The 20,341-nt window shown below is 69.8% G+C and carries 17 protein-coding genes, 1 tRNA gene and 1 pseudogene; 8 read left to right on the plus strand and 11 right to left on the minus strand.

The window, feature by feature from the left end; genetic code table 11:
* Nucleotides 1-5: 5 nt before the first annotated feature.
* On the plus strand, nt 6-1,481 hold the full coding sequence (locus JOD64_RS05195) for a hypothetical protein (RefSeq protein ID WP_204941165.1): 1,476 nt from the start codon (nt 6-8) through the stop codon (nt 1,479-1,481).
* Nucleotides 1,482-1,490: 9 nt separating this feature from the next.
* Here the strand turns inward: JOD64_RS05195 and coaE are convergent, their stop codons facing one another.
* Nucleotides 1,491-2,669, minus strand: a complete 1,179-nt coding sequence (gene coaE, locus JOD64_RS05200; protein ID WP_204945910.1) for a dephospho-CoA kinase — start codon at nt 2,667-2,669, stop codon at nt 1,491-1,493.
* 445 nt (nt 2,670-3,114) lie between these two features.
* A complete protein-coding gene (gene rpsA / locus JOD64_RS05205; protein ID WP_221309705.1) occupies nt 3,115-4,626 on the minus strand; it encodes a 30S ribosomal protein S1 in 1,512 nt (503 codons plus the stop codon).
* A gap of 501 nt (nt 4,627-5,127) precedes the next feature.
* Between rpsA and JOD64_RS05210 the strand changes: the two genes are divergently transcribed.
* The 4 genes and pseudogenes from JOD64_RS05210 to JOD64_RS05225 form a co-directional block, all read left to right on the plus strand.
* Complete coding sequence (locus JOD64_RS05210; RefSeq protein ID WP_204941166.1) at nt 5,128-5,934, plus strand: class I SAM-dependent methyltransferase; 807 nt, start codon at nt 5,128-5,130, stop codon at nt 5,932-5,934.
* A gap of 56 nt (nt 5,935-5,990) precedes the next feature.
* A complete protein-coding gene (locus tag JOD64_RS05215) occupies nt 5,991-6,593 on the plus strand; it encodes a Uma2 family endonuclease (RefSeq protein WP_239559417.1) in 603 nt (200 codons plus the stop codon).
* 52 nt (nt 6,594-6,645) lie between these two features.
* Complete coding sequence (locus JOD64_RS05220; protein WP_204941168.1) at nt 6,646-6,864, plus strand: hypervirulence associated TUDOR domain-containing protein; 219 nt, start codon at nt 6,646-6,648, stop codon at nt 6,862-6,864.
* Nucleotides 6,851-7,198 (plus strand): annotated as a pseudogene (locus JOD64_RS05225) (DUF3140 domain-containing protein); the annotation flags it as partial. The gene JOD64_RS05220 and the pseudogene JOD64_RS05225, both read left to right, overlap by 14 nt.
* 172 nt (nt 7,199-7,370) lie before the next feature.
* Here JOD64_RS05225 and polA read toward each other — a convergent pair.
* The 8 genes from polA to JOD64_RS05265 form a co-directional block, all read right to left on the minus strand.
* Nucleotides 7,371-10,070 (minus strand): DNA polymerase I, encoded by a 2,700-nt coding sequence (gene polA / locus JOD64_RS05230; RefSeq protein ID WP_204941172.1) that lies wholly within the window; start codon nt 10,068-10,070, stop codon nt 7,371-7,373.
* Nucleotides 10,071-10,205: 135 nt separating this feature from the next.
* Complete coding sequence (locus tag JOD64_RS05235; RefSeq protein WP_204945912.1) at nt 10,206-10,916, minus strand: ABC transporter ATP-binding protein; 711 nt, start codon at nt 10,914-10,916, stop codon at nt 10,206-10,208.
* Nucleotides 10,906-11,847, minus strand: a complete 942-nt coding sequence (locus JOD64_RS05240; RefSeq protein WP_239559419.1) for an ABC transporter ATP-binding protein — start codon at nt 11,845-11,847, stop codon at nt 10,906-10,908. The genes JOD64_RS05235 and JOD64_RS05240 overlap by 11 nt, the downstream gene beginning before the upstream one ends.
* Nucleotides 11,840-12,997 carry a branched-chain amino acid ABC transporter permease gene (locus tag JOD64_RS05245; protein WP_204941174.1) on the minus strand — a complete coding sequence of 386 codons (1,158 nt, stop codon included), beginning with the start codon at nt 12,995-12,997 and terminating at the stop codon, nt 11,840-11,842. Before JOD64_RS05245 ends, JOD64_RS05240 begins: the two co-directional genes overlap by 8 nt.
* On the minus strand, nt 12,994-13,977 hold the full coding sequence (locus tag JOD64_RS05250; RefSeq protein WP_204941175.1) for a branched-chain amino acid ABC transporter permease: 984 nt from the start codon (nt 13,975-13,977) through the stop codon (nt 12,994-12,996). The genes JOD64_RS05245 and JOD64_RS05250 overlap by 4 nt, the downstream gene beginning before the upstream one ends.
* Nucleotides 13,978-14,043: 66 nt before the next feature.
* Nucleotides 14,044-15,195: a branched-chain amino acid ABC transporter substrate-binding protein gene (locus JOD64_RS05255; protein ID WP_204941177.1), complete on the minus strand. Its 1,152-nt coding sequence runs from the start codon at nt 15,193-15,195 to the stop codon at nt 14,044-14,046.
* A gap of 362 nt (nt 15,196-15,557) precedes the next feature.
* Nucleotides 15,558-16,742, minus strand: coding sequence for a hypothetical protein (locus tag JOD64_RS05260; RefSeq protein WP_204941179.1), 1,185 nt, complete (start codon nt 16,740-16,742; stop codon nt 15,558-15,560).
* Nucleotides 16,743-16,811: 69 nt separating this feature from the next.
* Nucleotides 16,812-17,435: an ANTAR domain-containing response regulator gene (locus JOD64_RS05265; protein WP_088991522.1), complete on the minus strand. Its 624-nt coding sequence runs from the start codon at nt 17,433-17,435 to the stop codon at nt 16,812-16,814.
* Between the two features lie 105 nt (nt 17,436-17,540).
* Between JOD64_RS05265 and JOD64_RS05270 the strand changes: the two genes are divergently transcribed.
* From JOD64_RS05270 to JOD64_RS05280, 3 genes are all read left to right on the plus strand, one after another.
* A tRNA-Leu gene (locus JOD64_RS05270) sits at nt 17,541-17,617 on the plus strand.
* A 359-nt stretch (nt 17,618-17,976) separates the two neighbouring features.
* Nucleotides 17,977-18,399 (plus strand): hypothetical protein, encoded by a 423-nt coding sequence (locus JOD64_RS32835; RefSeq protein WP_239560014.1) that lies wholly within the window; start codon nt 17,977-17,979, stop codon nt 18,397-18,399.
* Between the two features lie 93 nt (nt 18,400-18,492).
* Nucleotides 18,493-19,143: an NAD-dependent epimerase/dehydratase family protein gene (locus JOD64_RS05280; protein WP_204941181.1), complete on the plus strand. Its 651-nt coding sequence runs from the start codon at nt 18,493-18,495 to the stop codon at nt 19,141-19,143.
* A gap of 11 nt (nt 19,144-19,154) precedes the next feature.
* On the opposite strand, the gene JOD64_RS05285 is transcribed toward JOD64_RS05280, so the two are convergent.
* Complete coding sequence (locus tag JOD64_RS05285) at nt 19,155-20,333, minus strand: trans-sulfuration enzyme family protein (protein WP_204941182.1); 1,179 nt, start codon at nt 20,331-20,333, stop codon at nt 19,155-19,157.
* Nucleotides 20,334-20,341 lie beyond the last annotated feature (8 nt).

Below are 20,341 nucleotides of genomic sequence, written 5' to 3' on the forward strand. Positions count from 1 at the left end.
TGCTGATGTTGCTCGGTCTGACCGCGGTGACGTCCGCGACGGCGTTGGTTCTCGGACTGTTGAGCTGGGCGCCCGAACCGCCCGAGCCGGCCCGGCCGCTGACCCTCACGGAGGGCGAGCGGCTGGCCGCCATGCGGGTCACCAATCTGCGGGACCTGCGCGCCGGGGTCCGCGTCACCGCCGGCACCGACGCAGCCCGGATCGAGCTGGTGGGCTGGGTGGACTGGTCGCGGTCACTGCTCTACCTCGACGTGGGCGGGCCGGGCGCGGGTGCCGAGCGCGGGCTGTTGCAGAGAACCGGCCAGGTGTTGGTGATCCGGCCCGACCCGGCGGCGGTGCCCACCCCCGCCGCACCCCCACTGGTGCCGCCGGCGGACCGTTGGCGGCTGCACCGCCTGGCACCCGGAGCGAGTCTGGCACCGGTGCTCGACCTGCTCCTCGGGCTCGCCGCCGACCGCCCGGACCCAACCCAGACGGCGCCGGGCAGCGAAGCGCGCTGGATTGCCCGGGACACCGTGGCGGGCGGCCCGGTGGACGTACTTCAGGCACCGCTGCCCACCGGGACCGCACCCGCCGCCAGCACCACACCGGGCGGCACGGCACTGGGCAGCACCGCAGCGGGCAGCACCGCAGCGGGCAGCACGGCACCGGGTAGCACGGCACCCAGATCGGACACCGGATCGGCGGGTACCGACCAGGACGGGCGGAGCCGGTACTGGCTCGACCAGGACGCCCGGCTGCACAAGCTGGTGACCCGACTGCCCGGCGTCGGCCCGGTCACGGTGATGTTCAACCGGGTGGACCGGCCGACACTACGGCCGGTGGATGCCCTCGGTGGCCGACCCGGTCTGCCCCGCGCACTGACCGACGCCGAGCAGCGTCGGTTGGACCGGCTGCCGGCTCGGCTACGCGCTCAGGGCGGCGCCACGGTCACGCTGACCGCGCCGACGGGCACGGACACGAACCTGCGGGGCGCCGGTTGGTTGAGCTGGACCGCGCGTACCGCGTACCTCTCGGTTGCCGATCTGGGCGTGCCGGATCGGCGGACCCTGCTGCGACGCGACACCGCCGGCGTGGCCCGGGTGGACCTGCCGGCGGCCGCCGCTGGCGGCGGAACGGCGGAGGCGCCGGGCCGGCCACCGTTGCCACCCCCGGCCGGGGCGTGGCGGGTCTCCCGATCCGGCGGTGACGACCTGAACCTACTGGTCGACACCGCGTTGGCCGCCGGGTCGGTCGGGCAACGCGGCGCGGCCGTGCGAATACGCGAGGACGTCGCCGCCGGACGAACCGTGGACATCATCGAGGTGGGCCCGGCCGACGCGCGGCTGCGCTACTGGATCGACCGCGACGGGTCGCTACTGCGGCTGGAGCTGCACACCGACGCCAACGCCTGGGCTCAACTAGATCTGCACCGAGCCGTGGTGCCCCGACTGGCCCCGGTGCCCCGCCCGGCCCCGAAACCCCGACCCGGCACCCGCTGAGCGCGCCCCTCAGGGTCGCCAGTCGGTCTGCGCGGCCCACTGCTCGGCCCGCAGGTACTCCTCGTCGAACCACGGGTCGCCGGCCGTGCCAGAGTCGCCGGCCGGTGCCGAGTCGACCAGGTCCCGCTTGAGCTGCAGGTACGCGGCCCGCTGATCCGGGTCGGCACGCAGGTGGTCGCGCATCAGCAGCGCATACCGCCAGCCCGGCGAGCCCGCGACGCGCACGTGCAGCCGAACCGGGCGGGCCGGGTCCGCGCTGCCGTGCAGCCGCTTCTCCCACCGACCACTGCCAGCCGGGCGCGGATCGTCCCACCACTGCCCCGGCACCCGCGGGAACCCGGCATTCGCCAGCCGGTCGGCCAGCGCCCCGTCGGCGTCAGTGAGGCTGGGCACAGCCACCTGCACGTCGATGACGTCCTGGGCGGCGAGGCCGGGCACCGCGGTTGAGCCGATGTGGTCGATGCGCAGGGCGTCCGAGGCGAGCGTGTGACGGATCCGGGCGGCCAACCGTGCGTACTGCTCGGGCCAACTCGCGTCGGTCCTCGCCAGGTCGACCCGGCCCGGCGGGACCACCCGCCGCTCGCGCAGGTTGTCGTCGTAGGGCAACAGCCGCTGCTGCCAGAGCGCGTCGACGGCATCGTGCAACGCCGCCAGACTCCCGTCGTTGCTGAGCACCACGTCCGCAGCCGCCCGGCGACGGGCGTCGTCGGTCTGGGCGGCGATCCGCCGCTCGGCCTCCGCGCGACCCATCCCCCGGTCGCGCGCCAGCCGGTCCAGTCGGGTCGTCACGGCCGTCTCCACCACGATCACCAGGTGGTACGTGGGCGCGAGACCAACCTCAACGAGCAGCGGTACGTCGTTGACGACGATCGCATCGGGTGCCGCCGCGGCGGCCAGCTCCGCAGTGCGCGCCCGGACCCGGGGGTGGGTGATCGCCTCCAGCCGACGGCGGGCGGCTTCGTCGGCGAACACCACCGCGCCCAGTGCGGCACGGTCCAACGCGCCATCGGCATCCAGCACCACGTCGGAGAAGGCGGCAACGACCTCGGCCAGCCCCTCCGTACCCGGGGCGACGACCTCCCGGGCCACCCGGTCGGCGTCGATGAGCACCGCCCCCCGCTCCACGAGCCGCGCGGCCACCGCGCTCTTGCCCGACCCGATCCCGCCGGTCAACCCCACCCTCAGCACCCGACCAGTCAACCGGATCATCGGCCAAGCCGGCAAACCCACCACGCTGGTGCTCACCAGCCCAGCGGCCAGCCCAGCCCAGCCCAGCCCGCCCCGGCCCGCCCGGCCCAGCACGGCCCCCGCTCCGGCCCGGCCCCGCCCCGGCCCGCCCGGCCCGGCCCAGCACGTCCGCCCGCGCCAGCCCCCGCGTGTGATCCACTCCATGTCGCCGATCTGGCGGTATCTCCCCCGGCGGATACCGCCATGTCGCCGACCTGGAGTGGATCACGCCCCGACGCCTACCGCGCAGGAGGACCCACCCGGGAGGACCCACGACCCGGGAGACCCACGACCCGGGAGGACCCACCACCCGGGAGACCCACCACCCGGGCACGGCGAAGGCCCCGCCCCCGGCGATCCAGAGATCGCGGGGACGGGGCCTGTCGTCGTTCAGTCGTTCAGCGGGTCACTTACCGCCGGCGAGCTTCTCCCGCAGTGCGGCGAGCGCCTCGTCGGTGGCCAGCGTGCCGGCCGGCTCCTCGGCCTGCCGGCTCGGGGCCGGGCTGGACGAAGAGGTGGTGCCACCGCCGCCAGCGCCGCCAGCGGCCGGAACGGCCGGAGTCGGGTTGGCAGCAGCCTCGGCGTCGGCGGCCCGAGAGGTCTGCACCTGCTTGGTGTGGGCCTCCCAGCGCAGACGAGCCTCGGCGTACTGGTTCTCCCAGGTCTCGCGCTGCTTGTCGTACCCCTCGAGCCACTCGCCCGTCTCCGGGTCGAAGCCCTCCGGGTAGATGTAGTTGCCCTCGGTGTCGTACGTCGCGGCCATGCCGTAGAGGGTCGGGTCGAAGTGCTCCTCGCCCTCGACGAAGCCCTCGTTGGCCTGCTTGAGCGACAGCGAGATCCGGCGACGCTCCAGGTCGATGTCGATGACCTTGACCATGACCTCGGAGCCAACCTGGACGACCTGCTCCGGGATCTCCACGTGGCGCTCGGCCAGCTCGGAGATGTGGACCAGGCCCTCGATGCCGTCGTCCACGCGGACGAACGCACCGAACGGCACCAGCTTGGTGACCTTACCCGGCACGATCTGCTGGATCGCGTGGGTGCGGGCGAACTGCCGCCACGGGTCCTCCTGGGTCGCCTTCAGCGACAGCGAGACCCGCTCGCGGTCCAGGTCGACGTCCAGGACCTCGACCTCGACCTCCTGGCCCACCTCGACGACCTCAGACGGGTGGTCGATGTGCTTCCAGGACAGCTCGGAGACGTGCACCAGACCGTCGACGCCGCCGAGGTCCACGAATGCGCCGAAGTTGACGATCGAGGACACGACGCCCTTGCGGACCTGGCCCTTCTGCAGCTTGTTGAGGAACTCGGTACGCACCTCGGACTGCGTCTGCTCCAGCCAGGCACGGCGGGACAGGACCACGTTGTTGCGGTTCTTGTCCAGCTCGATGATCTTGGCCTCGAGCTCACGCCCGACGTACGGCTGCAGGTCGCGCACACGACGCATCTCGACCAGGGACGCGGGCAGGAAGCCGCGCAGCCCGATGTCGAGGATGAGGCCGCCCTTGACCACCTCGATGACCGAACCGCGGACGACGCCGTCCTCGTCCTTGATCTTCTCGATCGTGCCCCAGGCCCGCTCGTACTGTGCCCGCTTCTTGGAGAGGATCAGACGACCCTCCTTGTCCTCCTTCTGGAGGACCAGGGCCTCGATGTGGTCACCAACCGTCACAACCTCGGCGGGGTCCACGTCGTGCTTGATCGACAACTCCCGAGAGGGGATGACACCCTCGGTCTTGTAGCCGATGTCGAGCAGGACCTCGTCCCGATCGACCTTGACGACGGTGCCTTCGACAATGTCGCCGTCGTTGAAGTACTTGATGGTCTCGTCGATCGCGGCGAGGAATGCCTCCTCGGAACCGAGATCGTCGTGGGTGACCCGGGTGGCGCTCGAGGGGGCCTCGATGCTGCTCGTCATGTGGGCGGTTGCTCCGGTCGGTGGGTTGTCACAGCAGGCTGGTGTCGCAGTGACCTGTTCGCGCCAGCGGATTCGTCGCCGGGCACACCGAACGATCGCCTAGTGAGATCATGATGTGGCTCCGTCGACCGCGTACCTGCTCCCTGCCGAGGCAACGCGATCCGCGAGCGCATCGTCTAGCCTACCGTGCGCATTACCACAGCGTGCAAGCCCTCCCGCCTTCTCTCCGTGCGGTGACCTGCGAAAGACGAACAATCGCCCAGAAACCACCCCTGCTGTCTCCCGTGTCACACCAACCCCAGCGGCCACGGCCGCACCTCCAAGATCCACGAGCTTCCGGGCACCTGCTGTCGCGGACACGGCTGAGACGACATCTTCTCCGATACCGCGCGGAAGGTCGCCGGCCGCCATGGCGAAGCAGGGACGGTTGGGGTGTTCGGGCTCGGCGGGTCGGGCCGGCCCAGCGGGCGGAACGGCCACGGTGGGGCCTAGCGTGAGCGCGTGGATGACGACAGCCGGGTTACCCGGCGCCGGGTGGGTGACGCCGAGGCCCGGCGGGCCAACCGCGGCTGGTGGGACACCGACGCCGACGACTACCAGGCCGAGCACGGCGCGTTCCTCGGCGACGTGGACTTCGTGTGGTGCCCCGAGGGCCTGCGCGAGGCCGACGCCCGGCTGCTCGGTGACCTGCCCGGACGGCGGGTGCTGGAGGTGGGCTGCGGTGCGGCTGCCGCCGCCCGCTGGCTGGCCACCCAGGGTGCCCGGCCGGTCGCCTTCGACCTGTCCGCCGGCATGTTGCGGCACGCCGCCGAGGCCGCCGACCGCACCGGGGTACGCGTACCGCTGGTGCACGCCGACGCGCTCGCCCTGCCGTTCGCCGACGGGTCGTTCGACGTCGCCTGCACCGCCTTCGGCGCGATCCCCTTCGTGGACGACTCGGCGACCCTGCATGCCGAGGTGCACCGGGTACTGCGCCCCGGGGGGCGGTGGGTGTTCTCGGTGACCCACCCGATGCGTTGGATCTTCCTCGACGACCCCGGCGAGGGCGGGCTGACCGCAACGCACTCGTACTTCGACCGCTCCCCATACGTGGAACAGGACGACTCCGGCGTGGCCACCTACGTCGAGCAGCACCGCACCCTCGGTGACCGGATTCGGGAGTTGGTCGGCGCCGGGTTCCGGCTGCTGGACCTGCTGGAACCGGAGTGGCCGCAGGGGCACGAGGGGATCTGGGGGCAGTGGAGCCCGTTGCGCGGCCGGCTCTTCCCCGGCACCGCCATCTTCGTCACCGAAAAGCCCGCGGAGTAAGCGCGTCGCACCCACAGTCCGCCCTGTGTCGCATCGACCGCCGGTAGGCTCGTCCCATGAGCGCCGAGCCCATCCCGACATCACCTGGCCCCTGGTGTCCGGACCCGATGCGGCAGCAGCGTGCCGACTACACGCTGGAGGACCTGCTCACCCTGCCGGACGACGCCCCGCGCGTCGAACTCGTCGACGGAGTAATCCAGGTGACACCCTCCCCCACCCTGGGCCATCAGAACATCTCCAGCCTGCTGTGGCTCTGGCTGCACAACCACGCGCCTCAGCACCTCGGCGCTGCCCAGGCCATCGGTGTCAAGCTCAGCCACAACACAAGCCGACAGCCCGACGTGCTGTTGCACCGTGCTGGCGTGGCGTCCGTCCGATCCATCCTGCGACCGGAAGATGTCCTGCTCGCCGTGGAGATCGTTTCGCCCGGCACACGACGGATCGACCGGTTCGCGAAGCCGGGTGAGTACGCCGCCGCCGGCATTCCGTTCTACTGGCGGATCGAGCAGGATCCGGTGCACGTCTACGCGTACCGGATCGGCGACCGGGTGGGACCCGGCGGTGAGCGGCAGTACGAACTGGTCGCCGACGGTGCCGACGTGATCGAGCTGACCGAGCCGTTCGACATCAAGCTGCCGATAGCCGAGATCACCCCGTAGCGCCTCCCCGGACCGGCCGTTTCGCCGCTCCGGTGTCGGGTAGCCGAGAGTCATGGCCGAACAGAGATTCCACAAGGGCGACCATGTCTCCTGGTCGGCCCACGGCAGCCGCGCGTACGGCGTGGTGCGGGAGACGATCACCGAGCGGACGCGGATCCGCGGGCGGGCGGTGAACGCGGCGCCCGACGACCCGCAGTACCGGGTCCGCAGTGACGGGACGGGCCGCGACGTGGCCCACCGCCCCGAGGCGCTGCGTCATGAGCAGAGCTGACGATCAGGGCCGGGACACCTACCGGGAGTTCACCGAGGCGGTGAACATGAAGCCCGGCGAGCTGTCCACGTGGCTGGAGACCGATGAGTCGAAGCGGGTCGGCTGGCACAAGGGCGGCCGCTCCGGTGGTGGCGAGTCCGTCGGGCACGATTCCGGCCGGAAGATCATCAACCTGCTCCGGCGCAAGCGCGACGACCTGTCCGAGGGCGACTACAAGCACATGCGCAAGGTGGTCGGTTACGTACGCCGGCACATGGCGCAGCGCCCCTCCGGCAACGTCCGCGACACCAAATGGCGCTGGTCCCTCATGAACTGGGGCCACGACCCCCTGAAGTGACCACACCACAGATCAGAACCAAGGCGACGGCCGTCACACGAGTGGCTGCAAGGCGACCAGGGCGAGCCGGTCAGGGGTTCCGGGGCAGCCCGACCCACGCAGGGATCAAGCCTGACCGCCCGGAGTGGGTCGGGCTGCCCCGGAACCCCCACACCGCAACCACCAAAGATCAGTGATCGGCGCTGTTCCAGTCGCGCCCGTCGCCGACCGACACCGACAACGGCACCGACAGCGGGTACGCCTCACCCATCTCCCGCCGGACCAGTGCCTCCAATGTCTCCCGCTCACCGGGGGCGACCTCGAAGACCAACTCGTCGTGCACCTGCAGCAGCATCCGGGAGCGCATCCCGGCCTCGCCGAGCGCGGTGTCGACGTGCAGCATCGCCACCTTGATGATGTCGGCCGCGGAGCCCTGGATCGGGGCGTTGAGCGCCATCCGCTCGGCGATGTCACGGCGCTGCCGGTTGTCGCTGACCAGGTCGGGCAGGTAGCGGCGGCGGCCCAGGATGGTGGAGGTGTAGCCGTCCTGGCGTGCCCGGGCGACCACCTGTTGCAGGTAGTCGCGGACCCCGCCGAAGCCGGCGAAGTAGTTTTCCATCAGCCCGCGCGCCTCGTCGGTGCCGATGCTGAGCTGCTGGGACAGGCCGAACGCGCTCAGCCCGTACGCCAGGCCGTAGTTCATGGCCTTGATCTTGCGGCGCTGGTCGGGGGTGACCTCGTCGAGCGGCACCCCGAAGACGGACGACGCGGTGGCGGCGTGGAAGTCGGCGCCGGAGTTGAACGCCTCGATCAGCGCGTCGTCCGAGGACAGGTGCGCCATGATCCGCATTTCGATCTGGCTGTAGTCGGCGGTGAGCAGGCACTCGTAGCCCTCCCCCACCACGAAGGCCCGGCGGATCCGCCGGCCCTCCTCGGTGCGGATGGGGATGTTCTGCAGGTTCGGCTCGGTGGAGGAGAGCCGACCGGTGGCCGCCACCGTCTGGTTGAAGGTGGTGTGGATCCGACCGTCGTCGGAGACCGACTTGAGCAGCCCGTCGACGGTCGACTTGAGCTTGGCCACGTCCCGGTGGCGCAGCAGGTGGGCCAGCACCGGGTGCGGCTGCTGCGCGTAGAGCCACTGCAGGGCGTCGGCGTCGGTGGTGTAGCCCGTCTTGATCTTCTTGGTCTTCGGCAGACCCAGCTCGGTGAAGAGGATCTCCTGCAACTGCTTGGGGGAGCCGAGGTTGAACTCCCGACCCACCGCCTCGTACGCGCCCTGCGCGGCGGCCTTCACCTCGGCGGCGAAATGCGCCTCCAGCTCGGACAGGTAGTGCGTGTCGGCGGCGATGCCGATGCTCTCCATGCCGGCCAGCACCCGCATCAACGGCAGCTCCACCCCGGCCATCAGCCGGGCGGACTGCTCGCCGTCGCGGGACAGCTCGGCGTCGATCGCGTCGGCGAGGTCGAGAGTGGCGCGGGCCTGGAGCATCAGGTTCTGCTCGGCGACGCCTTGGTCACCGAGGCCGTCGAGGGTGAGCTGGCCGGACTCCGGGACGTCGACCCGCAGCTCCCGGTGCAGGTAGCGCAGCGCCAGGTCGGTCAGATCGTAGGACCGCTGGTCGGGTCGGGCCAGGTACGCGGCGATCTGGGTGTCGCGGACGATGCCGGCGAGCTGCCAGCCGTGCGCGGCGCAGGCCAACACGGCCGGCTTGCTGTCGTGCAGCACCTTGGGGCGCTGCGCGTCGGCCAACCAGCCGGCCAGGGCGCCCTCGTCGGCCGGGTCGAGCTGCGCCGGGTCGACCCAGGCAGCCGCGCCGCCGGCGGTGGCCAGTGCGAGGCCGGTGATCGAGGCGGTGTGCCGGCGGTTGGGGCCGGTGTCGAGCTTGACCGCCAACCCGACCGGGGTGCCGGTCGGTGCGTGCGTGGTCAGCCACCCGGCCAGCGCGCCGGGCTCGGTGAGCACCTCGCCGGTGAGGTCGAAGCCGGACTCGGCCTCCGGCTCGACCGCTTCCAGGTACTGGTAGAGGCGGTCGCGCAGGATGCGGAACTCCAGCGTGTCGAAGACCTGGTGCACCGCCTCCCGGTCCCAGCCCGTCCAGCGGGTGTTTTCTGGGCGCAGCGGCAGCTCCAGGTCGGAGACGAGGCGGTTGATCTCATAGTTGCGGATCACGTCGGCGAGCCGCTCCCGCAGGCTGTCGCCGGCCTTGCCCTTGATCTCGTCGGCGCGGGCGATCACGCCCTCCACCCCGCCGTACGTGGTGATCCATTTGGCGGCGGTCTTCGGGCCGACGCCCGGGATGCCGGGCAGATTGTCACTGGTCTCGCCGACCAGCGCGGCGAGGTCCCGGTACTGCTGTGGCCCGACGCCGTACTTCGCCTCGATCGCCGACGGGTCCATCCGGGCCAGGTCGGAGACGCCCTTGCGCGGGTAGAGGACGGTGATCTGATCGTCGACCAACTGGAAGGCGTCCCGGTCACCGCTGCTGATCAGCACCGACATGCCCTGGTCGCGGGCCTGACAGGCGAGGGTGGCGATGACGTCGTCGGCCTCGAAGCCCTCCTTCTCGACCACCGGGATCTGCAGCGCGGCCAGGACCTCCTTGACGAGGCTGACCTGGCCCTTGAAGTCGGTCGGGGTCTCGCTGCGGCCGGCCTTGTACTCCGAGTATTTCTCGGTGCGGAAGGAACGGCGGGAGACGTCGAAGGCCACGACGATGTGGGTGGGCTGCTCGTCCCGCAGCACGTTGATCAGCATCGAGGTGAAGCCATAGACCGCGTTGGTTGGCTGCCCCGTCGTGGTGGAGAAGTTTTCCACCGGCAGGGCGAAGAAAGCCCGGTATGCCAGGGAATGTCCGTCGACGAGGAGCAGGCGCGGTGTCGTAGCTGTCACGGCAGCGACTCTAGTCCGTCGCACCGACAACCCTGGGCCTCGGCACGGGGTGCCGCGACGCCGAGACGACAGCCGGCCCGAAGGCCGGCGGCCGGCCACCCCCGCGAGGGGATGACCGGCCGCCGCTCGGGTGGCTCAGGCCACGCCGAGGTACGCCTCCTTGACCGACGGATCGTGCAGCAGGTCCTGACCGGACCCCTCCTTCACGATCTGACCGGTCTCCAGCACGTAGCCGCGGTGTGCCCGCGACAACGCCTGCTGGGCGTTCTGCTCCACCAGCAGGATCGTGGTGCCCTGCTGGTTGATCTCCGTGATGATGTCGAAGATCTGCCGGATCACCAACGGGGCCAGACCCATCGACGGCTCGTCGAGCAGCAGCAGCTTCGGGCGGCTCATCAGTGCCCGGCCGACCGCGAGCATCTGCTGCTCGCCGCCGGAGAGCGTGCCACCGGCCTGCTTACGCCGCTCGGCCAGCCGCGGGAAGAGGGTCAGCACCCGCTCCAGGTCGGAGGCGATGCCGGCGGAGTCCCGCCGGGTGTACGCCCCCATGTCCAGGTTCTCCATCACGGTCATACCCGGGAAGATCTGCCGACCCTCCGGCGACTGACACAGCCCCCGGACCACCCGCAGGTCGGCCCGGAGCTTGCTGATGTCCTCACCGTTGAACGTGATCTTCCCGCTGGCGAGCGACCGGGTTCCGGAGATGGCCCGCATGGTGGTGGTCTTACCGGCGCCGTTCGCGCCGATCAGGGCCACCACCTCGCCCTCGTTCACGGTGAGGCTGATCCCGTGCAACGCCTCGATCCGGCCGTAGGCGACGGCGACGTTCTCAAGCTCAAGCAGCATCATCGGCGGGCTCCCCCAGGTACGCGGCGATCACCTTCGGATCGCGGCTGACCTCCGCGGGCGCACCCTCGGCGATCTTGCGGCCGAACTCCAGCACCACGATCCGGTCGGTGACTCCCATGACCAGCCGCATGTCGTGCTCGATGAGCAGGACGGTCAGGCCCATGTCACGGATCTTGCGAATCAGGGTGAGGAGCTCTTCCTTCTCCGCCGGGTTGAAGCCGGCGGCCGGCTCGTCCAGGCAGATCAGCTTCGGCTCGGTGGCCAGCGCACGGGCGATTTCCAACCGACGCTGGTAGCCGTACGGCAGGTTGCGTGCCTCGTCGTTGGCCCGATCGGCGATCCCGACGAAACGCAGCAACTCGAGCGCCTTGGACTCGGCCGCCCGCTCCTCGAGGATGTGCCGGGACAAGCCGAAGATCTTCGCGGCCGACAGGCGCACCTGCTGCCAGGTCCGGACGATCCCGGACTCGGCGGTGACCTGCGGCAACTCCTCCGGCTTCGGCCGCACCCGGTAGAGCCGGAACAGCGCCCCGGGCACGCTCGTCTTGTGCCGCGAGTCGGTGCCGACCATGACGTTCTCCAGTGCCGTCATCTCCGGGAAGAGACGGATGTTCTGGAACGTGCGGGAGATGCCCAACTGGCTGATCTGGTGCGGCTTGCGGCCGGTCACCTTCTGGCCGCGGAACCGGACCGCCCCGGAAGTCGGCTTGTAGACCCCCGTCATCACGTTGAAGCTGGTGGTCTTGCCGGCACCGTTGGGCCCGATGAGGCCGAGGATCTCGCCCTCGTAGATCTGGAAATTGATCTTGTCGAGGGCGACCACACCGCCGAAGCGGAGCGTGACGTCGTCGACTTCGAGCAGTACCGTCCGAGGCCCCGCCTGAGTCGGGATCTTCGGCGTCGCGGTGCTAGTCGTCTGGTCAGACATGAGCGGGCGCCTCCTCTGCCTCCGCCGCGCGGTCCTTCAACTCGCGGGCACGCCGCCGGCTCGGGACGAGACCCTGCGGACGCAGGATCATCACCAGGACCATGGCCAGGCCGAAGACCAACCACCGGTAGTCGGCGAAGTCGCGGAACCGCTCCGGCAGGTACGCCAGCAGCACCGCGCCGAGCGAGACGCCGATCATGTTGCCGGAGCCACCCACCACGACCATGGCCACGAACAGGATGGACAGGTTCGCGTTGAACTGGGTCGGGTCGATGAACGCGTTCCGGCTGCCGAACAGGAAGCCGGACAGGCCACCGAGCGCCGCACCGATGGCGAACGCCCAGAGCTTGAACTTGAACGGGTACACGCCCATGACCGCGGCGGCGTCCTCGTCCTCCCGCACGGCCAACCACGCCCGGCCGACCCGGCTGTGCTCCAGCCGACGGACCAGGATCACCATGATCAGCACGAAGGTGATCGCCAACCAGTACCAGGGCTTCGCGTCGATCAGACCGAAGACCTTGTTGTCCGGCGACGGCGCACCCTCGGGGCCGGGGATGGCCGAGATGCCCACCGGGCCGTTGGTCAGCCCGGTGGCGTTACGGGCCACGATCCGGATGATCTCGCCGAAGCCCAGCGTCACGATGGCCAGGTAGTCACCGCGCAGCCGCAGCGTCGGCCAGCCCAGCAGCACGCCGGAGACCATCGTCAGCACGATTGCGATGAACAGGCAGATCGCCCAGGTCACCGCCCAGGTGGGTGGCAGGTTGAACTCCTGCTGGATCCACTTGACCACCGGCGAGTTCACCGAACCGAACAGCGCGACGCTGTACGCCCCGATGGCGAAGAAGCCGATGTAGCCCAGGTCGAGCAGGCCGGCGAGGCCGACCACCACGTTCAGGCCGATCGCGACCAGCACGTAGATGGCGCAGACGAAGAGCACACCCGCCCAGTTGTTACCGCCCTTGATCGAGTCGGTACGCAACCAGGTCAGGCCCGGAATGCCGAGCAGCGGCAGGTAGTAGAGGATCGCCACGAAGGCGGCCAGCCCGAGGGCCTGCTGCCATTTGGCCAATGCCCGCCAGCGGTCGCCGACCGAGGTCAGCATGCCGACGCGGCGGCGGTCTGCGGAGCGAATCTTGTCGATCATGCGCGGGCCCTCCCGAGCGACTCACCCAACAGGCCGGTGGGCCGGAACATCAGCACCACGATCAGCACCACGAAGGCGATGACGTCCTCCCAGTTGGACGCGAAGAGCGTGGCGCCGTAGACCTCGACGATGCCGAGGAAGAGGCCACCCAGCAGCGCGCCGCGCAGGTTGCCGATACCGCCGAGCACCGCGGCGGTGAACGCCTTCAGACCGAGCACGAAGCCGATGCTGTTCTGGGTGAAGCCGAACCGCATGCTCCACAACAGCGCGGCGGCGCCGGCCATGATGCCACCCAGCACGAAGATCAGCATGATCACGCGCTCCTGGTTGACGCCCATCAGCGCGGCGGTCTCCGGGTTCTGGGCAACCGCCCGCACACCCCGGCCGTAACGAGTGCGGTTGATGAACCAGTCCAGCAGTGCCATCATCGCGACGGCCGCGACGAAGACGATCAGCTGAATGTTCGTGATCGCCGTGTTGCCAATGGTGAACAGGGTCTCCTGCTGGATGATCGTCGGCATACCGACGATCTGCCGGGGCCGGCCGAACGCCTCCGGCAACACACCACCGAGGAGCTTGGGCAGCACCTGCCCGAAGAGCTCCACGAAGACCAGTGACAGACCGATCGCGGTAATCAAGAAGATCAGCGGCGGTGCGTTCTTACGTCGCAACGGCCGGTACGCAATACGCTCCAGCGCCAGGGCCGTACCGCCCGAGGCGGCCGCCGCGACGACCAGACCGAGCACGAGGAACAGGATCGCCTGGCCGACAGGCGGGTTATTTTGCACCCCGAGCTGGGTCCACAGGATCAGCACCGCGAAGGTACCAACCATGAAAACCTCGGAGTGCGCAAAGTTGATCAGGCGAAGAACGCCGTAGACGAGGGTGTAGCCAAGGGCGATCAGGGCGTAGATGGCGCCCTTGGACAGGCCATCGACCGTGTGCTGGCCGAGATGACCGATCAGTTCATCAAAATGCACCGGGGTCTCCTTGAATCGAATACGGCCGGGGCGAAACACCCCGGCCGTATTCCATTTGCCTAGGCGTCAGCTGAGCTTGAGCTCCTGCAGCGCCTCGATAGCAGTGCCCTTGATCTGGTAGGCCCAGATGACGACCTTCGTCGGGTCCACGTCACCCTTGGCGTCGAACTTGATGTACTTCGACACGCCCTGCTTGTCGTACGACTTGACGTACTCCAGGAGCTCCGCCCGGGTCTTCTTGCCGGCCTTGAAGGCGTCCAGGTAGATCGTCGCGCCGTCGAAGCCTTCCGCACCGTAGGAGCCCGGCGGGATGCCGTACTCCTTCTGGTAGTCGGCCGAGAAGGTGCCGCCGGCCTTGTCAGCCGGGAGGCACGGGCAGGTGATGATCGCGCCCTCGGCACCGCCGGAGGCACCCTCCGGGAACGCCGGGTCGTAGAGACCGTCCGGGCCGACGAACTTGGCCTGGACACCAGCGGCACGCATCTGCTTCACCAGCGGAGCAGCCTCACGGGTGTAGCCGCCGTAGAAGACGAAGTCCGCCTGCGCAGACTTGATCTTGGAGATGGTGGCGTCGAACTGCGCCTGCCGCTCCTGGATCTTGTCCTTGTTCACGATCAGCGGGCCGAGCTGCTTGCCCAGCTCCTCGGTGATGCCCGCGCCGTATGCGCTGGCGTCATCGACCAGGAAGACCTTCTGAGCGTTCTGCGTCTTCAGGTAGCTCGCCACCGCACCGGCCTGCGTGCCGTCGTTGCCGACCACGCGGAAGAAGGACTTGTTGCCCTTCTGGGTCAGGTCGGTCCGGGTCGCCGACGGGCTGACCATCGCCAGGCCCGCGGCCTGGTAGATCGGCATCGTCGCGTCCGACTCACCGGAGAAGTGACCACCGATGACACCGAGGAACGAGTTGTCCCCCGCGATCTGGTTCGCGAACGGGGTCGCCACCGCAGGGTCACCCTGGGTGTCGAACGGCTGCATCTCGACCTTGCAGTTCGGGTTCGCCGCGTTGAACTGCTTCACGGCGAGCTTCGCGCCGTTCAGCGACGGGATCACCAGACCCGCGTTGTCACCCGTGAACGCGCCGAAGATCGCGATCTTGCCACCGCAGTCACCCGACGCGGTCCCACCGTCGCCGCCACCGGAATCCTGGCAACCAGCCGCGACCACCAGGGTCGCGGCGAGCGCCACCGTACCCAGCGCCCTTACATAGCTTCGCCTCACGGCTTCCTGACCTCCTCCAGATGCGGACGCGACTGACCCGTTGCGACGGCGACAGCAGCAGACCGCAATTCCACCCACCCCGCAGAGACTCCCCCTGCGTTACGGCTCGTGATGGCGGAGCGTACCGATACCGCATACCGTCCCGGAAGGCCTGAACCCGGGGTCTGCGAAACCGTTACGAAGACGCGGGCAATCATGTCGATGTCCGTCACAGGTGAACCCGTCTTTTGGTCCTTAAGTCCGCGTCCGGTCGGAGGTCACCCGTACCCACCCGGACCGATCCCAGCTGACGAGAGGCTATTGACCTGGGGAAATAGCTCGGCACTTCGCATCCCGCACGGCGCGGCACGCCACGCTGACGCTCAGACGCCCACGCCGGCCGCCGACCACAGCCCGGCCCGCGTCCCGTCATCCGCCGCCAACCACCACCGGTCACCCACCGCCACCAGCGTCACGTCCCGATCAACGCCGGCCGGCACGTCGAGTGGCATCGCGGCCTCCCGCCACGACCCACCCCGATCCGTCGACACCCACACCGACTGCCGCGCCCCATCGGTCACCGCGGCGAACAGCCGGTCCCCGGACGACACCAGCGACGCCACACCCGGCACCCCGGCTCCGGCCCGCCGCCCGAACGTCCCGGCGGCCACCCAGCCCGCGGCCTCCTGCCGCCACACGCCGAACGTCGACCCCCGCAGCCCCACCGCCACCGGCACCCCGCCGACCAGCGCAACCCGCTGCAACTCCTCGTACTCCGAACCGCCCGGCAACACCGTGCGCCGCCACGACCGCCCGTCCGGCGACGACCACAGCGCCGGGTCACGGTCGATCCGGCCCACCGGTAGGAGACCACCCACCGCCAGCCAGCCCGACGACGTCGCCACCGCGTCGAACGCCCAGGTCACTCCGACCGCGTCACTGGCCAGCTCCGGTGCACCCTCGACCAGTGCGAACTCCGCCGCGTCCGGCGACGACACCCAGGAGGCCGCACCCGCCGAACGGTTGCCGACGATGAGCCAGCCCTGCCCACCGGCCGTCAGGCGGGACACGTTCACCGCCGTCGGACCGCCGAACGTCTCGAATGGCGCCTGCACCTCGACCAGCGCGCCGTCAGCCACCTGCCGCCACGTGCTGATCCGCGGATAGCCGTGCGCGCCACCGACCTTGGCGCCGATCAGCGCCGCCTCACCGTCCCGGCAAGCCACCGAGAGAAAGACGTTCTGCCGACCGTAGAAGGAATCCGGACGGACCGTCACCACCGTCCAGGTCGTACCGTCCACGCTGGTCCACGCCGCCGGACGAGTCCCGCCGGCGGTGTCGGCGACGCCACCGACCACGAACCACCGACCCGCACATGATGTCGCGTCGCGTACCAGAAGACGACCCTCGCCACCCGGCGGCGCCGGCAGCGCCAAGGGCTGCCAATCCGGCCGCAGCGCCGGCGCGGCCGACGGCGACCCGGTGCCGCTCGGCGCGGCCGGCCCGTCGCAGCCGGCAAGGACCAGCGCGAAGAGGCCGAACACCGCGATCACCCGTCGGACGGACACCCGTCGATGCTAACCACCGGACACCGCGACCGGGGGCCCCACGCGGCCGGAATCGCGCAGGTCGGGTCTTCAGACGGTCGGCTGCTGCGACACCTCGCCGCCAGCGGTCTCCGCGAGGATCCGCTCGGCGACCTCTTTCATGGTCATCCGGTGATCCATTGCCGTGCGCTGGATCCACTTGAACGCCTGTGGCTCGGTCATCCCGTACGTGGTCATCAGCGCACCCTTGGCGCGCTCCACGGCCTTGCGGATCTCCAGGCGGTCGGTCAGGCTCGCGACCTCCGCCTCCAGGGCCGCGACCTCGGAGTAACGCGACAGCGCGATCTCCACCGCCGGGACCAGGTCGCTCTTCTGGAAGGGCTTCACGAGGTACGCCATCGCGCCCGCAGCCCGCGCCCGCTCCACCAGGTCACGCTGGCTGAACGCGGTCAGGATGATCACCGGAGCGATCCGGGCGCCGGCGATGCGCTCGGCGGCGGCCAGCCCATCCATGATCGGCATCTTGATGTCGAGGATGACCAGATCGGGCTTCAACTCCTCGGCGAGGCGGACGGCGGTCTCACCGTCACCGGCTTCCCCCACCACCTCGTAACCCTCTTCGACCAGCATCTCGGCGAGGTCCAGCCGGATCAGCGCCTCGTCCTCGGCGATCAGTACGCGCCTACGCTCGGCATCCGTCGGCATCTCAGCCACCAGCCCTACCCCCACCAGTCGAAACCTGACACCCGCCCAGCCGGGTGTCACCGCCCTCAGCGTAGTAGGTAACCTATGGGAGGCCGCCAGAGCATTCGGCCAAGCGTCCCCGTATTCCAACCGGCAGAGAAGCGGAGCTCAAACCTCCGACAGTGTGGGTTCGAATCCCACCGGGGGCACCAAAAGTGTCGTACGGCTGTTCCAAAATCGTCATGTGCATCCACCTGAACTACGCATTCGTGCACGGCAGCAGCACCTCGCCGGCAGCACGGTCGCCGAGGTTGCCAGACGTCTGAGACTTCCGTACCCGACGGTCAGGGGCTGGTGCAAGCACCAGGTCGAGCCGAGAAGGTCCAGCAGCGAGCTTCGGTGCTTTCGCTGCCGGCCCGAGGTCAGGAATCAGACAGATCCGTCTGCATACCTCTACCTGCTCGGTCTCTACCTGGGCGACGGGCATCTCGTCACCTCCGCACGGGTACCGGTGCTGCGCATCGCTTGCAGCAGTAGTTGGCCGGGCTTGATCGAGGCGTGCGACGCCAGCATGCGGCAGGTGCTCGCGGCGAAGGTCCAGCGCGTCCATCAGCCTGGTTGCGTCAGCGTGCAGAGCTCCGGCAAGCACTGGCCATGCCTGCTTCCCCAGCATGGTCCGGGCAAGAAACACGAACGGCCAATCGTCCTCGCCGATTGGCAACGGGACATCGTCGCGACGCATCCGGGTGACTTCCTGCGTGGGCTGTTCCACTCCGACGGCTGTCGGTTCGCCAACCGGGTGACCGTGCGCGGCAAGGCGTACGTCTACCCGCGCTACATGTTCGTCAACGAGTCGGCGGACATCATGGCGCTCTGCCAGTGGAGCCTCGACCTGCTCGGCATCGCCTGGCGGATGAACCGCCGCAACTCGCTGTCGGTGGCGCGACGCAACGCGGTCGCCACGCTGGACCGGCATGTCGGCCCCAAATCCTGACCGCTACCCGCGCGGATCACACGGACCGTGGGAGCCTGGCTGACACCCGGGCGGAACGGCCGTTGGCGGGGTCGACGACAGGGGTGGGGACCGATGCGGGTGGTCATCTTCGGTGCGACCGGCATGGTCGGCCAGGGCGTTCTGCGGGAGTGCCTGCTCGCCGACGACGTGCGGGAGGTGGTGACGGTCGGCCGGAGGCCGACCGGTGCGCAGGATCCGAAGCTACGTGAGCTGACGGTCGCGGACGTGGGTGAGTTGGACGCGGTGCGGGCCGAGTTGACCGGGGTGGACGCGTGTTTCTACTGCCTGGGTGTCTCGTCGTTGGGTTTGGGTGAGGCCGCGTACACGCGGGTCAGCCATGACTACCCGCTCGCGGCGGCGCGGCTGTTGGCGCAGGTGAGCCCGCAGGTCACGTTCATCTACGTTTCGGGTCAGGGGACTGATTCGTCGGGCGAGGGTCGGGTGATGTGGGCCCGGGTCAAGGGTCGTACCGAGAACGCGATCATCGACCTGCTGCCCAACGGCTACGCGGCGCGGCCCGGCTTCATCCAGCCGACGCACGGGGTGGTGTCGAAGACCCGTTGGTACCGGATCGGGTACGCGATCACCCGTCCGCTCGTTCCGGTGTTGCGCCGCTGGCTGCCGAATCAGATCACCACGACCGAGGGGATCGGCCTGGCGATGCTGCGGGTGGCTCGCCAGGGTTCGCCCAGCCGGGTGCTGGGCAATCGCGAGCTGCGCTGACCGGCGTCCGGTCAGGTGAGCGTGTCGAGTGCGTGGGCGAGGTCGGCGCGCAGGTCTTCGGGGTCCTCCAGGCCGACCGAGAGTCGCAGCAGCCCGGCGGCCGGTTTCGCATCGCCGTCGACGGGTCGGTGGGTCAGCGAGGCGGGGTGCTGGATCAGGGTGTCGACGCCGCCGAGGGACACCGCGTGGGTGATGAGTTGGCAGGCGCCGGCGACGGCCGCCGCGGCGGGTGCGCCGCCGCGTACCTCGAAGGCGAGCAGGCTGCCGGGTCCGGCCATCTGGCGGCCGACCAGCGCCGCCGGGTCGTGCACCGAGGGGTGGTGCACCCGGTGTACGGCGGGGTGGTTGGCGAGCCAGCCGGCGAGCTTCTCGGCGGTGGCCTGCTGGGCGCGGACCCGCAGTGGCAATGTTTGCAGGCCGCGGTGCAGCAGGTAGCCGCCGAGCGGGTGCAGGATCGCGCCGGTGACCGCGCGGACCTGGCGTAGTCGCACGGCCCAGTCGGCGTCGCAGGCGACGACGCCGGCGAGCACGTCGCCGTGTCCGCCGATGCTCTTGGTGGCGCTGTGCAGGACGAGGGTGGCGCCATGCCGGGCGGGTTGTTGCAGTACGGGGGTGGCGACGGTGTTGTCGACCAGCAGCGGGATGTCGCCGGCTGCGGCGGCGAGGGCCGCGATGTCGACCAGGTCGAGGGTGGGGTTGGCAGGCGTCTCGACGATGACCAGTGCGGTGTCGGGGCGGATGGCGGCGGCGATCTCGTCGGGGTGCGCCCAGGTGACGGTGGTGCCGAGCAGGCCGGTGGCGAGGACGTGGTCGGTCCCACCGTAGAGCGGTCGGACGGCGACGACGTGCCGGCGGTCGTTGCGGGCGGCGGCGAGGAGGGTGGCGGTGAGGGCGGCCATTCCGCTGGCGAAGGCGACAGCCTGGGCGGTGCCTTCGAGTTCGGCGAGGGCGGTTTCGAAGCGGGCGACGGTGGGGTTCCAGAGCCGTTGGTAGACGGCCCCGCCCTCGGCGGGGAATGTGCCGCCGGTGGCGAGTTGCTCGTACGCGGCGCCGCCCTCGTCGACTGAGGGCAGTGGGTTGGTGGTGGACAGGTCGATGGGCGGTACGTGCACGCCGAGGGTGCGCAGGTCGTCGCGGCCGGCGTGTACGGCTCGGGTGTCCACCGATGTCATGCCGGTAGCGTCGAACATCTTCCGGC

It is taken from the genome of Micromonospora luteifusca (assembly GCF_016907275.1).
GTDB lineage: Bacteria > Actinomycetota > Actinomycetes > Mycobacteriales > Micromonosporaceae > Micromonospora > Micromonospora luteifusca.

What these genes read in the sequence shown, in the direction of transcription:
- JOD64_RS05195 (WP_204941165.1), top strand. Translation starts at nt 6, where the DNA reads ATGTTGCTCGGTCTGACCGCGGTGACGTCCGCGACGGCGTTGGTTCTC.
- rpsA (WP_221309705.1), bottom strand. Translation starts at nt 4,626, where the DNA reads ATGACGAGCAGCATCGAGGCCCCCTCGAGCGCCACCCGGGTCACCCAC.
- JOD64_RS05215 (WP_239559417.1), top strand. Translation starts at nt 5,991, where the DNA reads ATGAGCGCCGAGCCCATCCCGACATCACCTGGCCCCTGGTGTCCGGAC.
- JOD64_RS05220 (WP_204941168.1), top strand. Translation starts at nt 6,646, where the DNA reads ATGGCCGAACAGAGATTCCACAAGGGCGACCATGTCTCCTGGTCGGCC.
- JOD64_RS05235 (WP_204945912.1), bottom strand. Translation starts at nt 10,916, where the DNA reads ATGCTGCTTGAGCTTGAGAACGTCGCCGTCGCCTACGGCCGGATCGAG.
- JOD64_RS05240 (WP_239559419.1), bottom strand. Translation starts at nt 11,847, where the DNA reads ATGTCTGACCAGACGACTAGCACCGCGACGCCGAAGATCCCGACTCAG.
- JOD64_RS05245 (WP_204941174.1), bottom strand. Translation starts at nt 12,997, where the DNA reads ATGATCGACAAGATTCGCTCCGCAGACCGCCGCCGCGTCGGCATGCTG.
- JOD64_RS32835 (WP_239560014.1), top strand. Translation starts at nt 17,977, where the DNA reads ATGCGGCAGGTGCTCGCGGCGAAGGTCCAGCGCGTCCATCAGCCTGGT.
- JOD64_RS05280 (WP_204941181.1), top strand. Translation starts at nt 18,493, where the DNA reads ATGCGGGTGGTCATCTTCGGTGCGACCGGCATGGTCGGCCAGGGCGTT.
- JOD64_RS05285 (WP_204941182.1), bottom strand. Translation starts at nt 20,333, where the DNA reads ATGTTCGACGCTACCGGCATGACATCGGTGGACACCCGAGCCGTACAC.